Origin of the sequence: Cyclobacterium xiamenense (assembly GCF_900109255.1) — a bacterium.
GTDB classification, from domain to species: Bacteria; Bacteroidota; Bacteroidia; order Cytophagales; family Cyclobacteriaceae; genus Cyclobacterium; species Cyclobacterium xiamenense.
Genome location: NZ_FNZH01000002.1, coordinates 78,052 through 99,260, shown reverse-complemented (window position 1 = coordinate 99,260; position 21,209 = coordinate 78,052). Strand labels below are relative to the sequence as shown.

22 protein-coding genes are annotated in these 21,209 nt (G+C 48.7%); 6 read left to right on the top strand and 16 right to left on the bottom strand.

What is annotated here, in order from left to right:
- Positions 1-42 precede the first annotated feature (42 nt).
- From BMW71_RS05205 to BMW71_RS05190, 4 genes are all read right to left on the bottom strand, one after another.
- Positions 43-2,478 (bottom strand): outer membrane beta-barrel protein, encoded by a 2,436-nt coding sequence (locus BMW71_RS05205; protein ID WP_092172670.1) that lies wholly within the window; start codon positions 2,476-2,478, stop codon positions 43-45.
- Positions 2,479-2,697: 219 nt separating this feature from the next.
- Complete coding sequence (locus BMW71_RS05200; protein ID WP_092170543.1) at positions 2,698-3,303, bottom strand: superoxide dismutase; 606 nt, start codon at positions 3,301-3,303, stop codon at positions 2,698-2,700.
- 114 nt (positions 3,304-3,417) lie between these two features.
- The gene (locus BMW71_RS05195; protein ID WP_092170541.1) at positions 3,418-3,861 is read right to left on the bottom strand and encodes a nucleoside deaminase; all 444 of its coding nucleotides are present in this window, start codon (positions 3,859-3,861) and stop codon (positions 3,418-3,420) included.
- Between the two features lie 7 nt (positions 3,862-3,868).
- A complete protein-coding gene (locus BMW71_RS05190; protein WP_092170538.1) occupies positions 3,869-4,999 on the bottom strand; it encodes a hypothetical protein in 1,131 nt (376 codons plus the stop codon).
- A 310-nt stretch (positions 5,000-5,309) separates the two neighbouring features.
- On the opposite strand from BMW71_RS05190, the gene BMW71_RS05185 reads away from it, so the two are divergent.
- Positions 5,310-6,425, top strand: a complete 1,116-nt coding sequence (locus BMW71_RS05185) for a Na/Pi symporter (protein ID WP_092170537.1) — start codon at positions 5,310-5,312, stop codon at positions 6,423-6,425.
- Positions 6,426-6,459: 34 nt separating this feature from the next.
- On the opposite strand, the gene deoC is transcribed toward BMW71_RS05185, so the two are convergent.
- Positions 6,460-7,125: a deoxyribose-phosphate aldolase gene (gene deoC, locus BMW71_RS05180; RefSeq protein WP_092170534.1), complete on the bottom strand. Its 666-nt coding sequence runs from the start codon at positions 7,123-7,125 to the stop codon at positions 6,460-6,462.
- A gap of 31 nt (positions 7,126-7,156) precedes the next feature.
- Here deoC and BMW71_RS05175 point away from each other — a divergent pair, with 31 nt between their 5' ends.
- Both BMW71_RS05175 and BMW71_RS05170 read left to right on the top strand, forming a co-directional pair.
- Complete coding sequence (locus BMW71_RS05175) at positions 7,157-7,744, top strand: methyltransferase family protein (protein ID WP_092170532.1); 588 nt, start codon at positions 7,157-7,159, stop codon at positions 7,742-7,744.
- Positions 7,741-7,938 carry a hypothetical protein gene (locus tag BMW71_RS05170; protein ID WP_092170529.1) on the top strand — a complete coding sequence of 66 codons (198 nt, stop codon included), beginning with the start codon at positions 7,741-7,743 and terminating at the stop codon, positions 7,936-7,938. The genes BMW71_RS05175 and BMW71_RS05170 overlap by 4 nt, the downstream gene beginning before the upstream one ends.
- A 44-nt stretch (positions 7,939-7,982) precedes the next feature.
- Here the strand turns inward: BMW71_RS05170 and BMW71_RS05165 are convergent, their stop codons facing one another.
- Together BMW71_RS05165 and BMW71_RS05160 are read right to left on the bottom strand one after the other, a co-directional pair.
- Positions 7,983-9,305: a DUF5690 family protein gene (locus tag BMW71_RS05165; protein WP_092170526.1), complete on the bottom strand. Its 1,323-nt coding sequence runs from the start codon at positions 9,303-9,305 to the stop codon at positions 7,983-7,985.
- Complete coding sequence (locus BMW71_RS05160) at positions 9,302-10,021, bottom strand: HAD-IA family hydrolase (protein WP_092172667.1); 720 nt, start codon at positions 10,019-10,021, stop codon at positions 9,302-9,304. Before BMW71_RS05160 ends, BMW71_RS05165 begins: the two co-directional genes overlap by 4 nt.
- A gap of 291 nt (positions 10,022-10,312) precedes the next feature.
- Here BMW71_RS05160 and BMW71_RS05155 point away from each other — a divergent pair, with 291 nt between their 5' ends.
- Positions 10,313-10,876, top strand: coding sequence for a phosphonate degradation HD-domain oxygenase (locus tag BMW71_RS05155; RefSeq protein WP_092170524.1), 564 nt, complete (start codon positions 10,313-10,315; stop codon positions 10,874-10,876).
- A 21-nt stretch (positions 10,877-10,897) separates the two neighbouring features.
- On the opposite strand, the gene hemH is transcribed toward BMW71_RS05155, so the two are convergent.
- Positions 10,898-11,929 carry a ferrochelatase gene (gene hemH, locus BMW71_RS05150; protein WP_092170522.1) on the bottom strand — a complete coding sequence of 344 codons (1,032 nt, stop codon included), beginning with the start codon at positions 11,927-11,929 and terminating at the stop codon, positions 10,898-10,900.
- Positions 11,930-12,134: 205 nt separating this feature from the next.
- Here hemH and BMW71_RS23665 point away from each other — a divergent pair, with 205 nt between their 5' ends.
- On the top strand, positions 12,135-12,305 hold the full coding sequence (locus tag BMW71_RS23665; RefSeq protein WP_177179576.1) for a hypothetical protein: 171 nt from the start codon (positions 12,135-12,137) through the stop codon (positions 12,303-12,305).
- 410 nt (positions 12,306-12,715) lie between these two features.
- Positions 12,716-13,306 carry a flavodoxin family protein gene (locus tag BMW71_RS05135; protein ID WP_092170515.1) on the top strand — a complete coding sequence of 197 codons (591 nt, stop codon included), beginning with the start codon at positions 12,716-12,718 and terminating at the stop codon, positions 13,304-13,306.
- 30 nt (positions 13,307-13,336) lie between these two features.
- Here the strand turns inward: BMW71_RS05135 and BMW71_RS05130 are convergent, their stop codons facing one another.
- The 8 genes from BMW71_RS05130 to BMW71_RS05095 form a co-directional block, all read right to left on the bottom strand.
- Positions 13,337-13,723, bottom strand: a complete 387-nt coding sequence (locus BMW71_RS05130; protein ID WP_092170513.1) for a hypothetical protein — start codon at positions 13,721-13,723, stop codon at positions 13,337-13,339.
- Between the two features lie 304 nt (positions 13,724-14,027).
- Complete coding sequence (locus tag BMW71_RS05125; RefSeq protein ID WP_092170511.1) at positions 14,028-14,582, bottom strand: OmpH/Skp family outer membrane protein; 555 nt, start codon at positions 14,580-14,582, stop codon at positions 14,028-14,030.
- A 21-nt stretch (positions 14,583-14,603) separates the two neighbouring features.
- On the bottom strand, positions 14,604-15,128 hold the full coding sequence (locus BMW71_RS05120) for an OmpH/Skp family outer membrane protein (protein ID WP_092170508.1): 525 nt from the start codon (positions 15,126-15,128) through the stop codon (positions 14,604-14,606).
- Between the two features lie 2 nt (positions 15,129-15,130).
- Positions 15,131-17,842: a BamA/OMP85 family outer membrane protein gene (locus BMW71_RS05115; protein WP_092170506.1), complete on the bottom strand. Its 2,712-nt coding sequence runs from the start codon at positions 17,840-17,842 to the stop codon at positions 15,131-15,133.
- Between the two features lie 87 nt (positions 17,843-17,929).
- On the bottom strand, positions 17,930-18,673 hold the full coding sequence (locus tag BMW71_RS05110) for an isoprenyl transferase (protein WP_092170502.1): 744 nt from the start codon (positions 18,671-18,673) through the stop codon (positions 17,930-17,932).
- A 71-nt stretch (positions 18,674-18,744) separates the two neighbouring features.
- Positions 18,745-19,503 (bottom strand): type IX secretion system protein PorG, encoded by a 759-nt coding sequence (gene porG / locus BMW71_RS05105; RefSeq protein WP_092170499.1) that lies wholly within the window; start codon positions 19,501-19,503, stop codon positions 18,745-18,747.
- A 74-nt stretch (positions 19,504-19,577) separates the two neighbouring features.
- Complete coding sequence (locus tag BMW71_RS05100; RefSeq protein WP_092170496.1) at positions 19,578-20,453, bottom strand: NAD kinase; 876 nt, start codon at positions 20,451-20,453, stop codon at positions 19,578-19,580.
- Between the two features lie 6 nt (positions 20,454-20,459).
- Complete coding sequence (locus BMW71_RS05095; RefSeq protein WP_092170493.1) at positions 20,460-21,125, bottom strand: CBS domain-containing protein; 666 nt, start codon at positions 21,123-21,125, stop codon at positions 20,460-20,462.
- Positions 21,126-21,209: the final 84 nt, after the last annotated feature.

The following is a 21,209-nucleotide window of genomic DNA, read 5'->3' as shown; positions in this document are numbered from 1 at the left end:
CCGGATGCTGTTTTTAGCGATGTTAAAAAACCTAATCTAAACTTATTCCAGTCGGTTTCGTTCTTCGGTACTTCCGCTCCGCTGACTCACCTTGAATTGCTCTCCCTGGGCGAATTTCCAGCGTAGCGTAAACCGAACACTTTGCATGCTGTTGTACTGCTGCACGTCGGTATTGATGCGGTCAAAATCGATGTTTCCCTTAAATTTCATCGTTCGGAAAATATCGGAACCGTTCACTGTCAGGCTCAATTTGTCCTCGTAAAAGGTTTTGGTGATTCCGGCATCTACCCAACTCATGCCGTTGATGACCAGCTGTCCGTCCCGAAAGGGGCTCCGGTAGATTCCCACCAATTCCAGCTTAAAGCCTTTGGGAAGCAATACGTTGTGCTGGCTGCGCACCATGAATGAAAATTGCTTTTCGTCCAGCAGTTCCTCTCCCAGTTGCGATTGGAAGGTATTGCCGTTGAGCTGCAGCATGTTGCTGCTGCTGTACCATTCGGCAAACTCCACCGGCACCACCGCCCGCAGGCTCAGGTTTTGGGTACGGTCCAGGTTTTGCATCTGAATGCTTGTTTTCCGGTTTTCCTCGTCTTGTACCATGATTTGACCAAAGGCATTTTCGGTTTGTGAAAAGGAAAGGGAAAACTGGTACGCATTTTTGAGGATATGGTTCATCTCCAGGTTGTTTGCATACTGCGGTTGGAGGTCGGGGTTGCCTTCTTCGGTGGTTAAGGGGTCGATGTAGAAGACAAAAGGGTTGAGCTGCCGGTAGTAGGGCCGGGTGATCCGGCGATTGACGTTGTATACGATTTGGTAGTCGTCCGATACCTGCTGCTGCAGGTAGGCGCTGGGAAAAAGGTCCAGGTATTCCTGGGTATTGATTTCCGAGCGAGTGACCGAATTACCCTCAATGGCTGCATATTCTGCCCGAAGGCCCGCTTGCAGCGCTAGTTTTTCAGTCAGTGGCGTCTTGTAGGAAACGTAGGCAGCGAGCACATTTTCGCGATAGATGAAATGATTGCTATTGGGGTCCGGCACAAAGGGGCCTTCCTCTGTGCTTTTGGAGATATCCAACAGGTTATCGGAGCGTACCCAACTTCCCTTAAGGCCGGTTTCCAGTTCTTTCTCGGCTCCCAGAGGCTTTGTGAAGTCGACCTTCGCGGTGAAGATGGAATAGTCCATTTCGTTTCCGGTACGGATTCTGTCTGAACTACCCTGAGAGGTGTTTTCATTTTGCCAGTACCGGTTATCCAGCATGCTCAGGCTGCCGGCATCCATGCGGGTATAGTCGATATCCGCCGAGATCTTTGTTCCGAGCGTATCGAGTTTGCCGGTATAATGGAAGTTACCAAATATCCGGGCATTGTCCGATTCGGAATCGTTCAGGGCGTTCAGGTAGTTGAGGTCTGTATTGTCGGGATTGGAGATAGCGGTCAAGGAATTTCCATCCTCGGCTCCTTTTTGTCCGGATGCCTGCAGGTTGATTCCCAGGGAGTGCCTGTCATTGATTTGGTATTCCGTTCCTCCGGAGAAAAACAGGTTGTTTCGAAGCAGTTTTAGCCGTGCATTCTGGTCAAAGGCAGACAGTCCGTTTTCCAATTGAAACCGTCGCAAAATTTCCAGGTCGGTAAACCTCCCCCATTGGTTGTAATTTAAGCTGGCATTGGAGGTCCATTTGTTCTGTTTTATGTTGAGGGTGGCTCCTGCAGAAGGGGTATGCAATCCGTTGAATTGACTCCCGGCATGCACGTTGCCATTGGTACCGTTAAAGTTGTTTTTCTTCAAAACCAGGTTGATTACCCCGGCAGCACCTTCGGCATCGTATTTTGCCGGAGGGTTTTGGATCACCTCGATGCTTCGGATATTATCGGCTGGCATGGCACGGAGAAAATTCGCCAGGTCAGCTGCGCTCATGTAGGTTTGCCGATCATCGATCAGCACGATAAGTCCCGTACGCCCGTTCAATTGAATGTTCCCATCCGCGTCAACAAACACGCCAGGAGAACGGCCGATTACGTCCAGGGCGTTGTTTCCCTCCGCCATGACGGTACCTTCTACGGTTACCACCGTCTTGTCGGCTTGAATTAACACATTCGGACGGGCAGCATTTACCGTTACCTCGTCCAGTCCCGCCATTTCGGATTCCAAACGCAAGCTGCCAAAATCTTTTTTTGTCCCGGGGTTTAGCCGGAAGGGCTGGCTTCGAAATGACTCGAAGCCAATGCTGGAGATACCAAGAATTAGTTCCTGGGGGTAGGGAGTCGTAAGCAGAAAATTACCCGCTTCGTCGGTAACGGCCCCGGTTACCAAGTCTCCGGTAGCGGCTTCAAGTAGCAAAACATTTGCAAAGGGTACCGATGCGTCTGCTTCGTCCCGGACACTACCGGTGACGGCAGCGCTCTGTTCCTGTGCCGCCAGGTGGCTGAGTCCGAGTAGAAAAAAGAAGGCGGTAGTAAAAATGTACCTGGTAAAGTTCATGGTTGTATGCATTTATTCGTTTCATACCATGCCATGGGAAAAAGGTGCCAAAACATAAAAAGCTATGTAAAACGCTGAAAAACAGACAAATGATAAAGTGCCGGCTTTAGCTACTGTATCAATACCGAACACATGTCCTGTACGGTATGCGGACAAAAAAATCCGCCCGGTAATCGCCGGGCGGATTTTTATAGCAAACGAAATAGGTTTGTTTCTTGCTTAGATGGCAGCAGCGTATTTTTTGGCTACTTCTTCCCAATTGACCACGTTCCAAAAAGCGGCGATGTAGTCTGGTCGTCGGTTTTGGTAATTCAGGTAGTAGGCATGTTCCCATACGTCCAGACCCAGGATGGGTGTTCCTTTAGTTTCCGCGATGTCCATCAGGGGATTGTCCTGATTAGGCGTCGAACTTACCTGCAATTCTCCATTGGCTACACTCAACCAGGCCCAACCGGAACCAAAGCGCGTAGCTGCGGCGTTGGCAAATTCCTCTTTGAATTTGTCAAACGATCCGAATTTTTTATCAATGGCGGCAGCGAGGTCGCCGGTGGGGGCGCCTCCTCCGTTTGGTGAAAGGATGGTCCAGAAAAGTGAGTGGTTGTAATGGCCTCCCCCGTTGTTTCTAACGGCTCCTGATGCGGAAGATATTCCCTGCATGATTTCTTCGATGCTTTTGGAGGCCAGGTCGGTTCCTGCTACGGCATCGTTAAGCTTGGTTACGTAGGCATTGTGGTGTTTTCCATGGTGTATTTCCATGGTCTTTGCATCGATGTGGGGTTCCAATGCATTCTTTTCATAAGGTAAACTAGGAAGTTCAAAAGCCATTTGTTGTGTTTTTTAGTGAAACATAAAGTTAGTTGATGGTATAGGTTCGTCGTGAAAAACCTACTAGTACAAACCAATGAATCTTAAAAATGGTTCTTTTATTCCCTTGAATATCTAATTTCTAAGATTTTTAAAAAATGCCTGCAATAAATTCTTGGATTCATCCGCTAAAAGGCCGTTGGAGATTTTCGTTTTTGGGTGGAGCAGCGGCTGGGAAATTCGGCTATATCCGCGTTGAGGGTCCGCGCTGCCGTAGTGTAGTTCGCCCAGTTGAGCCCAAAAACACGCGCCGGCGCACATCGGGCAAGGCTCAAGGGTGACGTATAGTTTGCACTCGGGCAGGTACTTCGCGCCCAGGGCGTTGGAGGCAGCGGTGATAGCGAGGATTTCCGCATGAGCGGTCACGTCGGTTAGTTTTTCGGTTTGGTTGTAAGCGCGGGCGATGATTCGGTCCCGAACGACGATCACAGCTCCCACCGGGATTTCCCCCTCTTCGAGGGCGATTTCCGCCTGCTTGAGGGCTTCGTTCATCCAATATTCGTCCGAGTAGCGTTCCAAACCTCGGTTAAAAAAACAGGTCCAGAATTTCTTTGCGCACGCCTTCGTTAATAACCAAGGCCAAAATCAACGATACGATCAATCCAATCCCTGCCTTGACCAAATCATTTTTGGCCAGACGGTAGGCGCGTACCAGTCGGGCTTTGCGTTTTTTCAATTTTCTGGATTTAGCCAGCGCGATGGAAAGTTCCCGGCCACCCAATAGTCCGATAAACACCCAGGTCGTACTCATGGGCATGTTGCTATAGGCTTTGAAATAGAACAAAATGACGGCATACACCAAATCCACAATGGTAGCAGCCCGTACGTCCGTCACCCGGGTTTTCTCGTTGACGATGCCCTGTATTTTATCGCCTTTCATGTAAAAAAGTACCCCCAAACCCAGGAACACAAAACCTGTATAGACCGAAAATTCCCATACGCCCAACTGCCTGGGGAGAAACACGGCAATATTCGCCGCATCCTGCATGATCCACACGGCCCAGAGGCATCCGGAAGTGACCCACTGCAGCACGTACCAGTAGTTTCCGGGCTTTCCCTTCAGGTAATTGGTTACAAATTTTTCGAGAATGTACCAGACAATGATCGCCGCAAAAAAGGCCAAAAAGTATCCAATAAAACTTTTTTGCATTACCCCCAGTATGGTTCCGGCTTTATAGGTAAATACATTTAGTAGGAGGAAGGTCGTTGACACCGGCATCCGGAGCCGGGTCATGATCAACAGCACAATCGGAGCAGCAATTTGTAAGAAGACGAAGCTTTGCGGGGCTTTGTCCAAGCCGTCTACTTGCAGGCGTTGGTAGCTAACATCTCCATTGTAGGTAAACCAACTATAGGTCACCGTTGCGACAAAAATCAACCCCATAAACAGCCAGAGGTAGTACCATTTCCTATTCTGGTTGGAAGCGATAAACGTACCGATGGTCTGAATGCTGTCGTTTGCGATGGCTGAATAAGCGGCCAATGCAAACCCAAACCACATGGCAGCATAGGTATACGGCGTAATGATTCCAGCGATTGATATCAGAATACAAATGATCAAAAGAAAGGATTTCTCTTTTTTGGTAAAATCAAAAAGGGAATAGGCTGCTTTGGATAAGGCATCCTGGTTGATGTTTTGATCTTTCAGTTTGGCCATAAGCTGGATTTGCCGGTGAAATACGGTCGCAAATTAAACAAGAATTTCTAAGGATAATGTTACCAAATTGTTAAGTCCCAGGCGAAAGGTATAAAGTACGCCGAAATGTACCGGCATTTTCGCCCTCCTTCTTTGGTCAAAAATAGAAAATTTTATTTTCACCCAAGCTTTTTTGTTTTTTAATCAATTCTACAGGAGGTTTACAGAAGATTTAAATTTTAACACAAGTTTTATCCGAAATGTGTGCATTTCTCTTTGGTCTGTCCGTATTTTGCAAGTTGAAAGGGCCAATTTCTAATCCCATTTTTGAATGACCACTACTCCTGCGGGCAATGCCTATAAGAAAAACCTGATTTTAGCAGTCACCGTCATCTTTGGTTTGCTGCTGTTCATGTTTTCCATTGATTTTTTGACGTACTCGCTGGCCCGCTTAAACAATGAGGTAGCCAATACACTATTTATGGCTACCAGCAATCCCTTTGTCGGCTTGTTTATTGGTTTGCTGACTACGGCCTTGATTCAGTCCAGTTCCACGGTTTCGGCCATGGTTGTGGTCTTGGTGGCCTCGGGTAACCTGACCCTGGCCCAGGCAGTACCTTTGATCATGGGGGCAAACATCGGGACCACCCTGACCAGTACGCTCGTGGCCTTCGGCTACATCATGAAAAAGAAATCCTTCCGAAAGGCGCTTTCGGCAGGTGTTTTACACGATTTGTTTAATATTATTACCGTGATCCTATTGCTTCCCCTGGAGGTATATTTCGGATTGCTGAGTAAATTATCTGCCTGGATTACCCAGGGATTTGGCGACGGAAGCACCACTTTTGAGGGAGAGCCGGGGTATCAGGGCTTTTTTCTCAGGCCCTTAAGCATTTATCTGTCCGAATGGTTACAGTGGCCCTTGCTTGCCTTATTGGTGGGGGTCATGTTATTGGTAGGTAGCATCAAGGTCCTTTCCTCGATGGCCTACCGGTCGCTGATTACGCCCAATTTTAAAAAAGTACGAAAACATATTTTCAATTTCCCCTACCGGTCTTTTGCCTACGGCATGTTTTTTACAGCTGCCGTTCAGTCAAGCACGGTGACCACCTCGCTGATGGTAACCGCCGTGGCCACCGGCAAGGTGGCATTACGAAAGGTTTTTCCTTTTATTATGGGCGCCAATCTGGGGACTACCATCACTGCCGTGATCGCCGCGCTTTACAAAACCGAGGCGGCCATTAGCGTGGCCATCGTCCACGTGCTCTTTAACCTGATCGGAGCCATGCTCTTTCTTCCTTACCCGGGATTACGGGAGATTCCGGTTCGCATGGCCCGAAGTTTTGGAAAGAAAACGGCGAGTACCCGGTTCATCGGCTTTGCGTACATCCTGCTGACCTTTTTTATCATTCCCTTTTTTCTCATTTACTTCAACCAGTCCCGATGATATTCGGATCCCTGGGGCAGGGGTACCCTGCCGATCAATCCCCCTGTTCTAAAAAGGCGTCCATGATGCGGTGCCCATTGCTGCTGCCAATCCGATCGGCTCCAGCGCGGATCATCTCCACTGCCTGCTCCAGGGTTTTGATGCCACCGCTGGCTTTGATCCCGACTTGGCTAGGCAGGAGCTGTCGCATCTCGCGGATGGTGGCTGCGTTGGCTCCTTCCGGGGCATATCCGGTGGAGGTTTTCACAAAATCGGCCCCTGCATCCCGGCAGAGCCGGCAGGCTTGTTTCAATTCTTCCGTACTGAGATAGGCCGTTTCTACAATCACCTTTAGCAGTTTTTCCTCCGCGTGTATGCGGCTGGCCAGTTGCGCCAGTTCTATTTTCGGCCAGCTCATTCCGGATTTAAATGCCGTCAGAGACCAGACCACATCCAGTTCATCAGCACCATCCTCCATCGCCTGCTGGCACTCGGCCATTTTGGTCTGGCTCATGTTGTATCCAAAGGGAAAGCCAATGACCGTGACTACCTGAATGTCTTCGGCAGCCAGCTCCCGTTTGACCTTCCTCACCCAAAAGGGAGGAATGCAAACGGCGCGGAACCGGTAGCGACGCGCCTGCTGGATCAGTGTTTGGATGGCTTTTTCGTCCACAGCCGGATGCAAAGCAGTGTGTTCAATATATAGCTGCAAATTTTTCATAATCAATCTTAATACGGATATTTGAGCCTGTATGGAATACCTCATTTTAGGATTTGGATGGGTGCTTTTTTATGGCAGCCATACCTTCCTGGCCAGCCTCAATATAAAAAGAAAAATCAGGTCCCTGCTAAAAGGTCTGTATAAATGGTACCGTTTGGCTTACAGTGTGTTTTCCGGGCTGTTTTTTCTGGGCTTGTTTTTTTATGCAGGCAGTATTTCGTCGCAAAGCCTGTTTGCCCCCGGACCGGGGAGCACCTACCTCGGGTTTATGTTTGCTACCTTTGGTACCATTATCTGCGTGAAAAGCATGCGAAGGGTGTCGGTAACCCGTTTTATCGGGCTGCGCCCCCAGGACGATATTGCTGAAACAGAGCCCTTGGTGACCGAGGGATGGTACCGGCATCTGCGGCATCCCCTCTATGCCGGATTGATCCTGATCTTTGTCGGATATTTCCTGTATGTACCCAACTGGGCCTCCCTGATTCATTTGATAGCCTTGTTGGCATACCTGCCGTTGGGGATTCATTTCGAAGAGCAGAAGTTATTGGAAGTATACGGGCAGGAGTATGCTGCCTACAAAACCGATGTTCCCGCCATTATTCCCCGATTCCAAAAATGAACGAACTGATAGGGTATGCTGTCGCGTTGCTGCTGGTACTGGCCCATTTGGTTATGGCCAGCCTCTTTTACCGGCATATCAACAAAAACCCCCGGCTTTCTTTTCATGAGAAGAACGACTGGCGGCTAAAAGCCCTGGTTTTTCCGGCCTATTACTGGTTTCGTTACAAACGGGAGCAGGGCAGCTCCTCCTGAACGGGGGATGGCAGCGGCTTATCGGAAACCTTCCGTTATTCGACTCAGGGGTTTATTCTGTGGAGGGGCTTGGGATCGGCTAGCAGCTGGTGGGCCCGCAGTTTACGGAAAAAATATATCCCACTTCCGGCCATTAGGAGCACACTCAGACTCATCAAGACGAGTAGTCCTTGCGAATAAAATCCAAACCAACTCATGCTTTCATAGTTGCCAAATTGCTTGAAAATCAAGATGCCGGAAGAGCCCAGGTAGCCAAAGCTGTCTACCAGATACATCAGAAAGCCCACATTTCCCGCGTACTTAAAAGAAGCAAGTAGCCGGTCAAACAGTAGGCAATTGAAGGGGATGTAGGCCATGTAGGTGCCAGTGCCGGTGGCCACCATCCAATAAAACGGGGAAAGCCAACCGTTTACCATGGCCAGGGTGGCTGCCAGGGCGAGTACCAGGCCGGATACAATGATCAAATGGTAGATAAACAGTGCTCTGAAGTTGTTTTTAACGAGTACCAGCAGGCCCATCATCAGCAAAAGGATGAGGGTGATGGGAATTTCCGTCTGGGTGAGTAATTCCGGTGCGGCCGTAACCTTTAGGTCTTTCCATATCTCCACCACAAAATTATCGCGAATATCCCGAAAGGCCGTTAAAACCATGTAGACGAGAACCAGTATGATCAGTCCAGGCCTGAAACGTCGAAAAAACGTGCGTCGGTCTTTCCCATTCATGGATTTTCGCTCCGTTTTCAGCGCAATATCCGCGCCGCTGGGTGACGGCGTATGATCGAGGAAAAAAACACTGGTGAGCAATAAAGGAATAAACAGGGTACCGGTAAGAAAGGGCATCCAATAGGGGTCTACCCCCCAATCCACCAGGAGGTAACGACCGACTGTCTTTACAAAGCCCGAGGAAAACACGAAACTGACAGCCAATATACTCCCCATCATTTCCGTAAATCTTCTGCCTTCCAGGTAGTGGAAGACCAATCCCCAAATCAAGCCCAACGGAAAACCGTTGATCAGGAAACAAAGAATGTTCCAGGGAGCGGGGAGTAAGGCGAATCCCAGCAAGCCCAGCCAGGAAATACCAATCAGGCGCAGGGTCAGTCGGGCCCGGTGTTCGGCTTTGAGCTCGGCAATGCGCTTAATTCCATAAAACTTGCTGGCCATGTACCCCAGCGTTTGCAAGAGGATCAACCAAACCTTCAGGTCTATTCCCCACCATTCCTCGCCGGCAAAAGTCGCCGAAGCAAAGGGCTTGCGAAAGGCATACATGCAGCTGTAGGTCAAAAACGCCATGGAGCCGGCAAAAAGGCTCATGATCAGAGGAGGCGCTGACGCCAGTTTTTTTGTAAGCGAGGGAAAGGTAATCATTCGCGCACGGGCTCACCAATTTCCGCTGCTACCAGTGGCAGAATATCGATCAGCCGGTGTACGATGTGGGAAGGCTTGTGTGGCGCTAATTGTGCCTCCGTGTACGCACCTGTGGTTACGGCTATGCTGAGGAGGCAACCTGAGTTTAGGCCCTCGTTGATATCCACCTCGGTATCTCCGATTTTAATGACCTCGCTGGGGCTACCTATGCCGAGTGCGGCCATCATTTTTAGGATCATATCCGGGTGAGGACGCCCCTTGCTGACTTCGTCGCTACATACCGTGATGTCGATGAGTGGGTGATTTTTCCAGCCGATGCGTTCTAAAATGACATCGGCAATGGGCCTGCTGAAACCCGTGTCCAGTCCCACCTTAATTCCCATTTGCTGCAAGGACTCGAACACCTCCAGGGCATCGTCCATGGGTGCGATATCCGGACTCTCCTTATAAAACTGAATCATTTCATCCACAAAGCTGTCATGAATCGTATCCACCAGCTTTTCTGATACACGCTCTCCTTCCGGTGTATGGGCTACCAGCATTTCCTTGATCGCCAGTGGTTTTGGGTAACCCATTTTTTCGTTTGCTTCCTTTAGCGTGACCGCCGTGTATCCATGTTTGGAAAAAGCCCTGACAAACGCTTCCGCTACATTGCTTTGGTCTTTTATGGTGGTACCAGCCATGTCAAATACGGCCAGCTTGATGGGGTTTTTCATTTGTTTAAACGTGTTTTTTAATAGTCCTAACTTTTCCTGCACCAAAAATCGCATCGCCCATCGCCAGGCTTGCTTGTGAGAATCGCCCACGCTTACATCATGTCTGCCTTAGGCAGGGCCGATTTCATGCCTTTTGGAGAACCGCGATGAAGGCGGATAATTTGCGGGATAAATTACTTAAAAAAAGTCGCAGTAGAAAGCCAAAGGCCTTCATCCTTCCGTTAATTTATCGTGAATTTGGTTAGGCATTGATCGGGAATATGAGTAGTTTTCTTTCAAAATACGAAAGCTATGAAAAAAACAGCCCGGGAAACGGTGGACGAGGTCTTTTCCTTGTACGAAGCGCATGGAGATGCGGACTACATCGGTGAACCTGTTTCCCAGTTGGAACACATGAGTCAGGCCGCGCAACTGGCCGAATCCGAAGGATATGGACCCGAAGTGGTATTGGCCGCTTTTTTTCACGACTTGGGCCACCTTTTTGCACAGCGGGAGGCGTTGGAGCAGATGGGTGGATTTGGGGTAATGGACCACGAAAAGCTGGGGGCAGACTACCTGCGGCAACTGGGCTTTCCCGAATTGGTGGCGCGCCTGGTGGAAAGCCATGTGGAAGCCAAGCGGTACCTGACCTATAAAAACCCGGATTATTTCAACCGACTCTCGGAGGCAAGCAAGCAAACCCTCAACTACCAGGGAGGCGTGATGAGTCCGGAGGAGGCGGCGGCATTTGAGGCCGACGAAAACCATGTACTAATCCTCAAAATGCGGGAATGGGACGAAAAGGCCAAAGAAACCCAGGTACCAGTCCCCCCTTTGGATCCCTATAAGAAGATGGCACTGGAACTGTTGGCCTGACTGTTACGCGTCTGTTTGGAATCAGGGTTCGGAGGTGACCAGATCCTTCACACAGTGTACCCAGGTATCCCGCGAGTTCAGGCTGGGCACCAGGTCCCAACGTTCGCCGCCTTGTTCGATAAACTGTTCCTTGTACTCTTCGCCCACTTCCACGGTGGTTTCCAGGCAATCGGCAACAAAGGCCGGTGAAAAAACGAGCACTTTCTTGATTCCATCTGCCGCCATTTCTCGAATGAGGTCTTCGGTGTAGGGCTTGATCCAGGGATCCTTCCCCAGCCGGGATTGAAAGCAGGTCACTACCTTTTCCTGGGGCAAGTGGAGCTTTTCGGCAATCAGTCGGGTGGTGTGAAAGCATTGTGCCCGGTAGCAAAACTGGTTCTTTTTGGTATAGTGGGCACAACAATCGCCCAAACGGCAGTAGCCATCCACGGATCCTTTTCGTATCTGTCGCTCGGGGAGGCCGTGGTAGGAAAAAAGAAACCGGTCGTATTCCTGGTCGGCCATCATTTCCTTGCCCAATTCGGCCCAGGCTTCCAGAAACAGGGGATGGTCTACGAAATTGCTGATAAAGCGGATGTTTGGGATAATCTGCCAGGTACGGGCGAGTTCCATGACCCGATCGATCACCGAGCCGTTTGTGGCGGAGGCGTATTGTGGAAACAGCGGCAATACCACGATTTCCTTTACATTGGCTTTGTTTAACGCTTTCAATCCCTCCTCAATTCCCGGCGATTGATAGCGCATGGCTATTTCCAATTGGTACTTGGAATGATCGATCAAAGGGAGCAATTTTTCTTTTAAGTCCTGGGTGTGGAAAAGCAGGGGAGAACCCCGTTCGGTCCAGAGTTTTCGGTACTCTCCGGCCGATTTGGGTGCCCGAAAGGGGGCAATGATCAGGTTTACCAGCATCCACCGGGGGATAAACGGAAAGTCGATTACCCTTCCGTCCATTAAAAATTCTCTCAGGTATTTTCGGACATCTCCGGTAGCGGTGCTATCAGGCGTACCCAAATTTACCAGCAAGATGCCTGTTTTGGCTTTATTTTGACTCATGAGTTGTTGCTAACCTTTAATTTTATTTCAGTAAACCGAAATTACAAGCTTATGTTAGAAAATACCAGCAAAATATAGCCGCTTTGCGGAATTTGCAATCCCGGGGTCCAGATAAAAAAGAGGTTTGTAGTCCCCATAGCGAGAATGTACACTATCGAGAACATTTTTTATTACTATATTGGGAAAGAGTAGGTCCATGAAAACTATGAAACTAGACAAAAAAGCGTTTACCATCCAAAGTTTCGAAGAAGCTGCGGATCACCAAAAACAGCATAAAAGCCTTTCGGAGGAAGATAAAAGGGATGTTTTTCTTCACCTGATGCAAGCTGCCTATGGGTTTGTAGGTACTGCCTGGCCTAAGATGGATATGAGGTAAGAAGTCTGATCAAAGATGGTAGCACTTCTTAATCTGTTTAATACTGATTTTAAAGACTTTATTGAAAGTCTGCACAAGTTTGATGTGGCGTATTTCCTAATTGGAGGATATGCAGTAGTTCTGCACGGTTATATCAGAACGACCGGAGATTTGGGTAAAAGCAACAAAAGAAAACTAATGAAGTCATTTTCATTTTTTGGATTACCCACCAATGTTATACGTCTTGATCAATTTTTGAAAAATGACAGGTACCAAGTTTTTTTTGTTTGGAAGACCCCCTACGGCTATCCATAGTGTGACTGTAATTCAAGGTATTGACGTGAAACTCATAAACATTTCTGATTTGGTAAAAACCAAAAAAGCCAGCGGCAGGTATACGGATTTAGATGATCTTGAAAATTTAAAGAGCAATGAAGAATAAAAAGCTCAGGCATCTCCTAATTTTATTTTTTTTATTGGTTCTTAGCGGAAACGTAATGGCACAGGGTGTTCCAAACATCCTGATCGCTTATTACTCCGGTTCGGGCAACACCCAAACCATGGCGGAGGCGGTAGCAAGTGGAGTGGCACAAGTGGAGCATGTCAATTATACCATCAAACGCGTTGAAGAGCTGACCGAGCGGGAGGTCTTGAAGGCTTCCGCCATCATTTTGGGTTCTCCCGTATACAATGCCAATATGGCGCCCCAGGTGCAGGCGTTTATCAATAGCTGGCCATTTGAAGGGAGACCCCTAAAAGATAAAATCGGTGCTGTATTTGTCACGGGTGGTGGCTTTTCCATAGGGGAAGAATCGGTCATGCTTGCCATGATCCGTGCCATGCTGGTTCATGGGATGCTGATCGTAGGAGGAGCCGAAACAGAAGCAGCATTTGGAGCCTCGGCAATTACCGGAGAGGGTGAATTTGCCGGAAAAGAGGTGAATCCACTGTTTTTGAATAAAGCAGAAGGGCTGGGAAAAAGAGTGGCGGAGTGGGTAGTAACGTTGAAAAAGGAAAGGTAGCGATGACAGAATTATCTGAGTTTTCCCGCGTTAGTAAAGAATTACCTCGCCTATCCGTTTGTTGTTGGAGGCATTTGCATCTTTGGTGTGGATGATAAGCCGGTACTTCAGCTTTTTCCCCGGTTGTCGGGCCGGAATCTTTTCCGGGGCGGTGTAAACGATCGTTTGCCCCGGTTCAATGGCGTCTGTTTTGGTATCAAAACTCATCATTTTTCCATTTACTTTAAAAAACACCCGGTAACTCTCGGCCGGAGCCGTGACGGTACCCGCGTTTTTAACGGAAAAGCGGAATATCCGGCTTCCCTCTTTTTCTGCCTCCAGGTAGACTTCCGCGGCCTCCAGATCAAATAGCGGGGCCTCTTGCCCCCAAACGGCGGGTGAAGCAAGCAAAAAAACACTAAGGATTCGTAAAAACATGTTACTGTAGGTTTGGAAAGAAAGATAAACCGGACATCGAGCGCTTCGGTAGTCAACCGCAGCGATGCCATTAGCCCAAGCCAAAGTCGATCGATTTATTCGGAAACGTAAGTTACCATTTTTTCTGTTTGGGAAGTTTTGTGGGCAGGTATTTTTTTGGCGGGAGGATCGGTTTGTTCCGATCCAATGCGGGAAGGCGTATTTCCAGAAGTGTACCCCTTGTTTCCGGAAAGCGGACCGCGGTTAACCAAAAAAAGCCCGACTACCGAAGCAGCCGGGCAAGGACATGGTATGCATGCGATGATTAATTACTTCCTGGAGCGGGTGCCGGGGTTGCCGGAGCCTCCAGACCCAATTTGGCCAATACCAGATCGGTAAAGGGGTCGTTGTCCTTGGTATACAAAAGAACGGGCGACTGCCCTGCTGCTTCCGAAAACACATGCGTGTAGTTGTTTTCGGCAGCTACCGCGTTGATGGCGTTGTACACCTTTGTCTGTACCGGCTCCAACAGTTCCTGCAGCTTCCGTTGATAGGAAGATTGAGCATCCTGTTGAAACTTCTGAATTTCCTGCTCCATGCCCTGCAGCTCACGCTCTTTGGTAGCGCGTGCTTCGTCGGTCATGGTCTGGGCAGACTGCTGATAGGATGCCACTTGCTGCTGGAAACTCTGCGTTTTGGTTTGGATTTGCTGCCCCAACTGATTGCTATAATCCTGGATATCAGCGTCAATTTGCTCCATCTCCGGCATCAGGCTCATAATATATTCCACGTTGGTGTACCCGATTTTCAAATCTTGAGCACTTGCTACAAATCCAAAGCAAAAGAGGGCTATTGCTGATAGGATGATTCTTGCTTTCATAATTGTTAAACTTTGTTAATTTTAATTGTTTTCTTCTAATCCTAATTCTTCTATGATAAAATCCGAGTAATCGTGCCTGGGGTCCGTATAGATTATGGACGTGGGGCTGCTTGCTTTGTCAAACAAAATAGCCAGCCCGTTTCGTTTGGCTACCCGGTCTATCGCATCGTAAATGGTGGATTGCAAGGGTTGCAGCAGTTCCGACTGTTTCTGGTACAATTGGCCGTTTTCGCCAAAAATACGGTTGTTAAAGGCCCTTGCTTCCCGTTGTTTTTCCCTAATCAGTTCCAGACGTTCCTGGTACATCTCATCTGTCAGCAATACCTGCTCTCCTTGCAGGTCACTGTACATTTGCTGTATTTCCTCTTCCAAATTTTGTGCCTCTTTTCGCCACTCCGAACTCACCGCCTCCATTTCTTCCTGAATCTTCTTGTAATCCGGGTGTTTATTGAGAATGTACTCGGTATCCACATAGCCCATCTTCTGCGCCGAAAGCAACATAGGGAAAAGGGAAAGCAAAAGTAACAAATTCAGGGATTTTTCCATAATTATCTGAATTGTTGCCCGATGGTAAAGTGGAACATGCCTCCACTTGGTCCGGGATTGGGGTTGCTGATGGAAGGAACTTCGTCAAATCCATAGCCCCAATCGATACCCAGCAGGCCAAAAGCCGGCATAAATATTCGGGCGCCAAAACCTGCAGATTTTTTCAGGTCATACGGATTGTAGTCCGCATAGTTGCCCCAGTTGTTTCCGGCCTCGGCAAATCCGAGCAGGAAAATGGTCGCCGAGGGATTGGGTGATACCAGAAATCGGAGTTCCATCACGTGCTTGTTATACACCACTCCTCCATACGGAACCGGTGCATTTGGCTGCCCGCGGAAGTCCCTTCCGGGAGTGATGGACTGGTTTTCGTAGCCCCTGAGTCCAATGATTTCCTGCCCCAGGGCAAAGTTCATCATGTTCATGCCGTCGCCTCCCAGCACAAAGCGTTCCAGCGGAATGATTCCGATGCGGTCTCCATACGAGCCCAGGAATCCCAGGTGGGTACGGGCACTTAGCACCAGTTTATTGGAGCCAAATACCGGGGTGTACAGGGATGCATCAAACATCCATTTGTGGTACTCCAGCCACTGGTATTTTTCCTCATCCTGAGATTCCTGATTGATATTCGGATTCATCGAGGTATAAGGCGGTGTGAGGGTCGCACTCAAGGTGATATTCGACCCGAAACGCGGGTAGATGGGGTTATCGATGTTGTTTCGTGCAATCGTCGTGTTCAGTGCTACACTTCGTGCGGTTCCCGTATTATAGGTCAGCCCGAAGAAATTTCCGTACTCGTCAAAATCGTATACCTGAAACTGCAGGTTATTGCTGACCTGAAAGTAGTCATCCGGCCAGGTAACCCGTTTGGCCAATCCGATGGATGCCCCGGTAATCTTGAAAGAGCCTAATTCTTGTCCGAAGTTGTTTTGATTAAAAAAGTCAATTTGCCGCTGTACAGAGTGATTGAAACTAAAGCTCAGGGCATTGGGTTTTCTTCCGCCAAACCAGGGCTCGGTAAAGGACATGCTATAGTTTTGAAAACTTCGTCCATTGGCCTGTACCCGCAGGGAGAGCTTCTGCCCGTCACCTACCGGCAGGGGACGCCACTTAGAAAAGTCGTTGATGTTCTTAATCGAGAAGTTGTTGAAGGTCAGGCCGACGGTACCCACAAAGCCAAATAAACCACCCCAACCTCCGGAAAGTTCGATTTGATCGTTGGGTCGTTCTTCCAGCTTGAAGGTAATATCTACCGTTGCGTCCTCGAAATTGGGCCGCATGTCCGGTTCGATATTCTCCGGGTTGAAGTACCCGATCTGGGAAAGTTCCCGGATGGTTCGTACCAGCGCGCTTCGGTCAAATTTCTGTCCGGGCAGGATTCGAATTTCCCGCATGACCACGTGGTCACTGGTTCGCTCGTTGCCCTCGATGGATACGCTATTTACGGTTACCTGCGGGCCTTCAAAGATCCGCATTTCTATGTCGATGGAATCGGCCTGCACGTTTACTTCTACCGGATCGATGGTGAAAAACAGGTATCCATTGTCCTGATACAGGGAGCTGACATCGTCTCCCCGTTGGGGGTCGTAATTCAGTCGTTTGTCCAGCTTTTCCTTATCGTAGATATCTCCTTTGTAAATACCCAGTTTGGCCTGGAGTTCTTGGTCCGTGTGGATGTAATTTCCTGAAAAACTGATGTTGCGGTAGTAATATTGTTGACCCTCTTCGATGTCAATGTCAATGTTGATGCGGCTGTCGTCAAAGCGATAGATGCTATCGGTGAGGATTTCGGCATCCCTGTAGCCCCGGCTATTGTAAAAATCGACGACCGAATTCTTATCGTCCCGGTAGTCACTTCGGACAAATTTGGAACCATTAAAGAAATTGAGTTTGAAATTTTTGTTGATGTATTCTCTCACCTGATCGTCAGAGACGGGGTTTCGTTTGGTAATCGCTTGTCCAAGATTTTTTGGATTGGCGTTGAGTAAACGGGAGACCAGGTCTTTGAAGATGTATACCCGGGCATGTTCATTCGTACCCTTCATTTTCTTTTTGATGCGGGTATCGGCGATGTTGTCGTTTCCGTAGAGCTTGATTTCGTTGATACGCACTTTCGTTTTCTTATCCACGTCAAAGCGCAGCTTCACGCTGTTGGGCAGGGTAGTATCCCGCTCCTGGATCACCTTCACCTCTGCATTCAGAAAACCCTTGTCCACAAAATAATCCCGGATATTCCGTTGCGCGTTGTTCAAGACATCGTCCCGGACCACCCTCCCGCGGATATTTACTTTATCTTCAAGTTCTCCTTCCTGGGTCTGGTTGATTCCGGAATATTCCACGCGGCTGAAGCGAGGTCTCTCGGTTAGGTCCAGTAGCAAGTAGATGTCGTCTCCTTCAATTTTGGTGACCAGGATTTTGACATCGCCAATGATTCCCTGTCCCCAAAGTTTTTTCAATGCACCAGAGATGGCATCTCCGGGAACGGTGATCTGATCGTCTACCCGAAGACCGGCCAGTGAAATGATGGCGGTTTCATCCAGGGTACTTAGGCCCACGGCTTCTATTCCAGCCAGGCGGTACTTTTTTGGATTGGAATAATCCAGATCGATTATATCCACCGGCTCTTGACGGGTATACCGGCTTTGCCCCAATCGAATCTGGGCTTCTGCCACTCCGGTCACTAGCAGCAAATAAATAATCAGTAAATAGTTTCTCATTTCAAACGATAAGTTTAACCCCCTAATCCCGGGGATTAGTGAGCTGAAATACCCCGAAAAACGACATGTGTTTTCGGGTGTGCACGGTCATTCGGAGGGCTTAATCTGGGCACCGGTTTTTCCAAACCTTCGTTCCCTTTTCTGATAGGCCAATATGGCTTCATGAAGGTGTTTCTTTCGAAAATCCGGCCACAATACTTCCGTGAAGTAGAGTTCGGTATAAGCCAGCTGCCACAACATAAAGTTACTGATCCGTATCTCACCACTGGTGCGTATCAGTAACTCGGGATCGGGAAAATCGGCAGTGTTCAAGTGGGAGGCAATGGCTTCCTGATTGATGTCTTTCTCCTGGATTTCCCCGCTGACTACTTTTTTGACAATTTCTTTTACAGCCTGGGTGATTTCCCAGCGGCCACTGTAGCTCAGGGCCAGTACCACGGTCATTCCGGTATTGGCATTGGTTTTTGCTTTTCCCAGGTTCAGGTGTTCCTTGCATTTGCCGGGAAGGCTATCCGTATCTCCTATGGTGGCGAGCCGGATGTTGTTTTCCATCATGGTGGGCACTTCGTCGGTGATGGCCTGTACCAGGATTTCCATCAGTGCATCCACCTCTTCCTTGGGCCGGGACCAGTTTTCGGTAGAAAATGCGTATAAGGTAATGAATTTCACGCCCAATTCGGCAGCTCCCTCAATGGCATCCCGAACGGCAGCAATCGCGTTTCGGTGGCCAAAGATTCGCATGGCACCCTTTTTTTGTGCCCACCTACCGTTACCATCCATGATTACCGCAATGTGTTGAGGGATATTCCCTTTATCAATCACTTCCTTCATTCCTGTGTACGCTTCCAAATTGTAATGAATTACAAAAATGACACTTCTTTTCCAAAAATTCTATCCTGTGGTCAATTATTGTAGGGATAGCATTTGACTTGGTGGAAGGAATAGCTGATAGAAACGCCCAAAAAATAGTACCAATCCCGGTCCGAGTGATTGCCAAAATTGATGGAATTGGGGTCTAGTGTTGGATTTCCCGTGCCGGGATCGGTTCGAAACCTCGGGATAGCATTTGGATCGTTGCCGATTTTATCCAGAAAGTCTGAAAAGGTAGCCTTGGCGCCGCCTTCAACCGAAAGGAGCAAGCGGTCCCGGAGCTTGTATTTGATTCCCAGACCAAAAGGAACGATGGCGGTACTAACCCGGTAGCTGCCTGGCTGTGGATCGGCTGCATAGGCCTGCCCATTACCAAAGAAGGTACCGATACCCAGGCCAAAGAAGCCGAAAGGGGAAAACCGGGAGGGTGACTGCTGGCTCATGTAATCCAGAAAATGGAATTCCATGGTGGCGGATGCTTCTACCATGGTGCCGGTAAAGTACGCGTCGCGAACCAAAGCTACCGGATCAATGGGATGAATGCTATCTGCCGCATTAAGCCTGCTCACGGAAAGCCCCACCCGCAGACTCCAGGCATTGTCAAAATTTCGTCTGCCAAACAACGTTCCCTGAATACCCAGTTGGGTCGGGTCGATGGTCCGGATAATGTCTCCGGTATAGGTCCCTGCTCCCAATCCCATTCCTACCTCGTACTGCTGTGCTCGGACAGTCAGGCCCTGCAGAAACAATACTGCGGTGAAAACGATCGTGTAATACCTGGTTTTATTCAAGTCGCTGCAATTTATAAACTACCCAACGAATAAAAAACCCCTCACAGTATATGCTGGGTTAAATATTGTTAAAACTAATTCCGCATGTCAAAGCCCCAATTCAATTTTTGCCTCAGGGTGTCGAAGAAGCTGTAATTCGGGAACTTAACCAATTTGGCCACGAATTTTTCTTTTTTGATCTTTAAGGCCACCGAAGCATCAATAGGTGTAGACCTGGAGTCTAAAGATACCAGAAATTTTTCGCTTCTGCCTTCAATTTTGAAGGTGATTTCACTGTCATCCGAGACCACGATGGGACGCACATTGAGGTTATGCGGACTCACGGGTGTGATGACAAAGTTTTTTGCTGCGGGGGAAATCAAAGGGCCTCCACAACTCAAGGAATAACCCGTGGAGCCGGTGGGCGTGGAAACGATCAGTCCGTCGGACCAATAGCTATTGAGGTAGTCCCCGTCTATGTAGGTGTGTACCGTGATCATGGAGGAAGTGTCCCGCTTGTGAATGGTAAACTCATTCAGCCCAAAGTTCAGCCCGTCAAACAAAGGAATGCTGGATTCCAGGCATACCAGGCTTCGGTCTTCCAGGGAATACCTTCCGGCCAGCAAGTCTTCTGCTGCAAGGGCGATTTCTTCTTTGGCAATGGTGGCTAAAAATCCCATTCTCCCGGTGTTGATTCCCAATACCGGAATTTCCAGCGCACCGATGCGGGCAATGGTATCCAGCAAGGTGCCGTCCCCACCAATGGAAATGACAAAGTCCATCGCTTTTATCCCAACTTCGCCTTCCTGAAGTACCGATGTACCCGGTGCAAATTCCGTGTCCCGGATGGATTTGAACAGGCTTTTGGTAACCCACACTTCCTGCCCCTGTTTTTCAAAGGCCTGGATTAATTGCTGTATGTAGGTGTGAAATTCGGGAACTATTGCGATGCCGTGAAGTAGGACGTTCATGTACGATCAGATGTCTAAAAATCGAAGCAAATTACCCAACCGGTCCTGCTCGCTGCTGATGCCTCCTTCTTCCTGGTACTGGTCGATGATTTTGTAGCCAAAACGTTCCAAGGTCGCTTTGATATGCCGCAACTCTACCTGATCCGTTTTTAACGTTACCTTGATTTTGCTATCGTCGAGGGGATCGTTGGAGATAAAGCTGCTGAGGATTTTGGCATTTTCAGACTCCACCACCCGGGCGATGTCGTAGAGGCTGTAATCGGTCATAAACATGGACAGAATCAGCACGCCACCCGGTGTTTGGATGGATATGGAGTCAGTGAACGCAGATACGGCATCTTCCTCGGTAATCACCCCCTGGTATTTTAATTCCCGGTCCAACACGGCCACCATGTTTACCTGGTTTTCGGAGGAGATTCGCAACACCTCGTAGATATGCCGGTCCAATTGCACCACACAAGAGTTCGCCAACAACTCCACTTCGCCAATGGTCAGCTCCGGGTTGTTGATATCGTAAATGATTTCGTCAGTGATAAATCCTTTGAAAACACCTTTTTCTACCACCGGCAAAATAGTTGTTCGTATCTCTTCCATCCAGGATAGGGCCATCTTCACCTTGTCCGTGAATTTCAGGGGTGGGATCAGATGGTTGATAAAGTCTAGTGCCCTCATGTAGCTAAAGGTATTAAAAGGATTCGAAAAATAAAACGCCTGCTGCCGCTGCTTGGTTCAAATCCGAAAGAATACATTGGATTT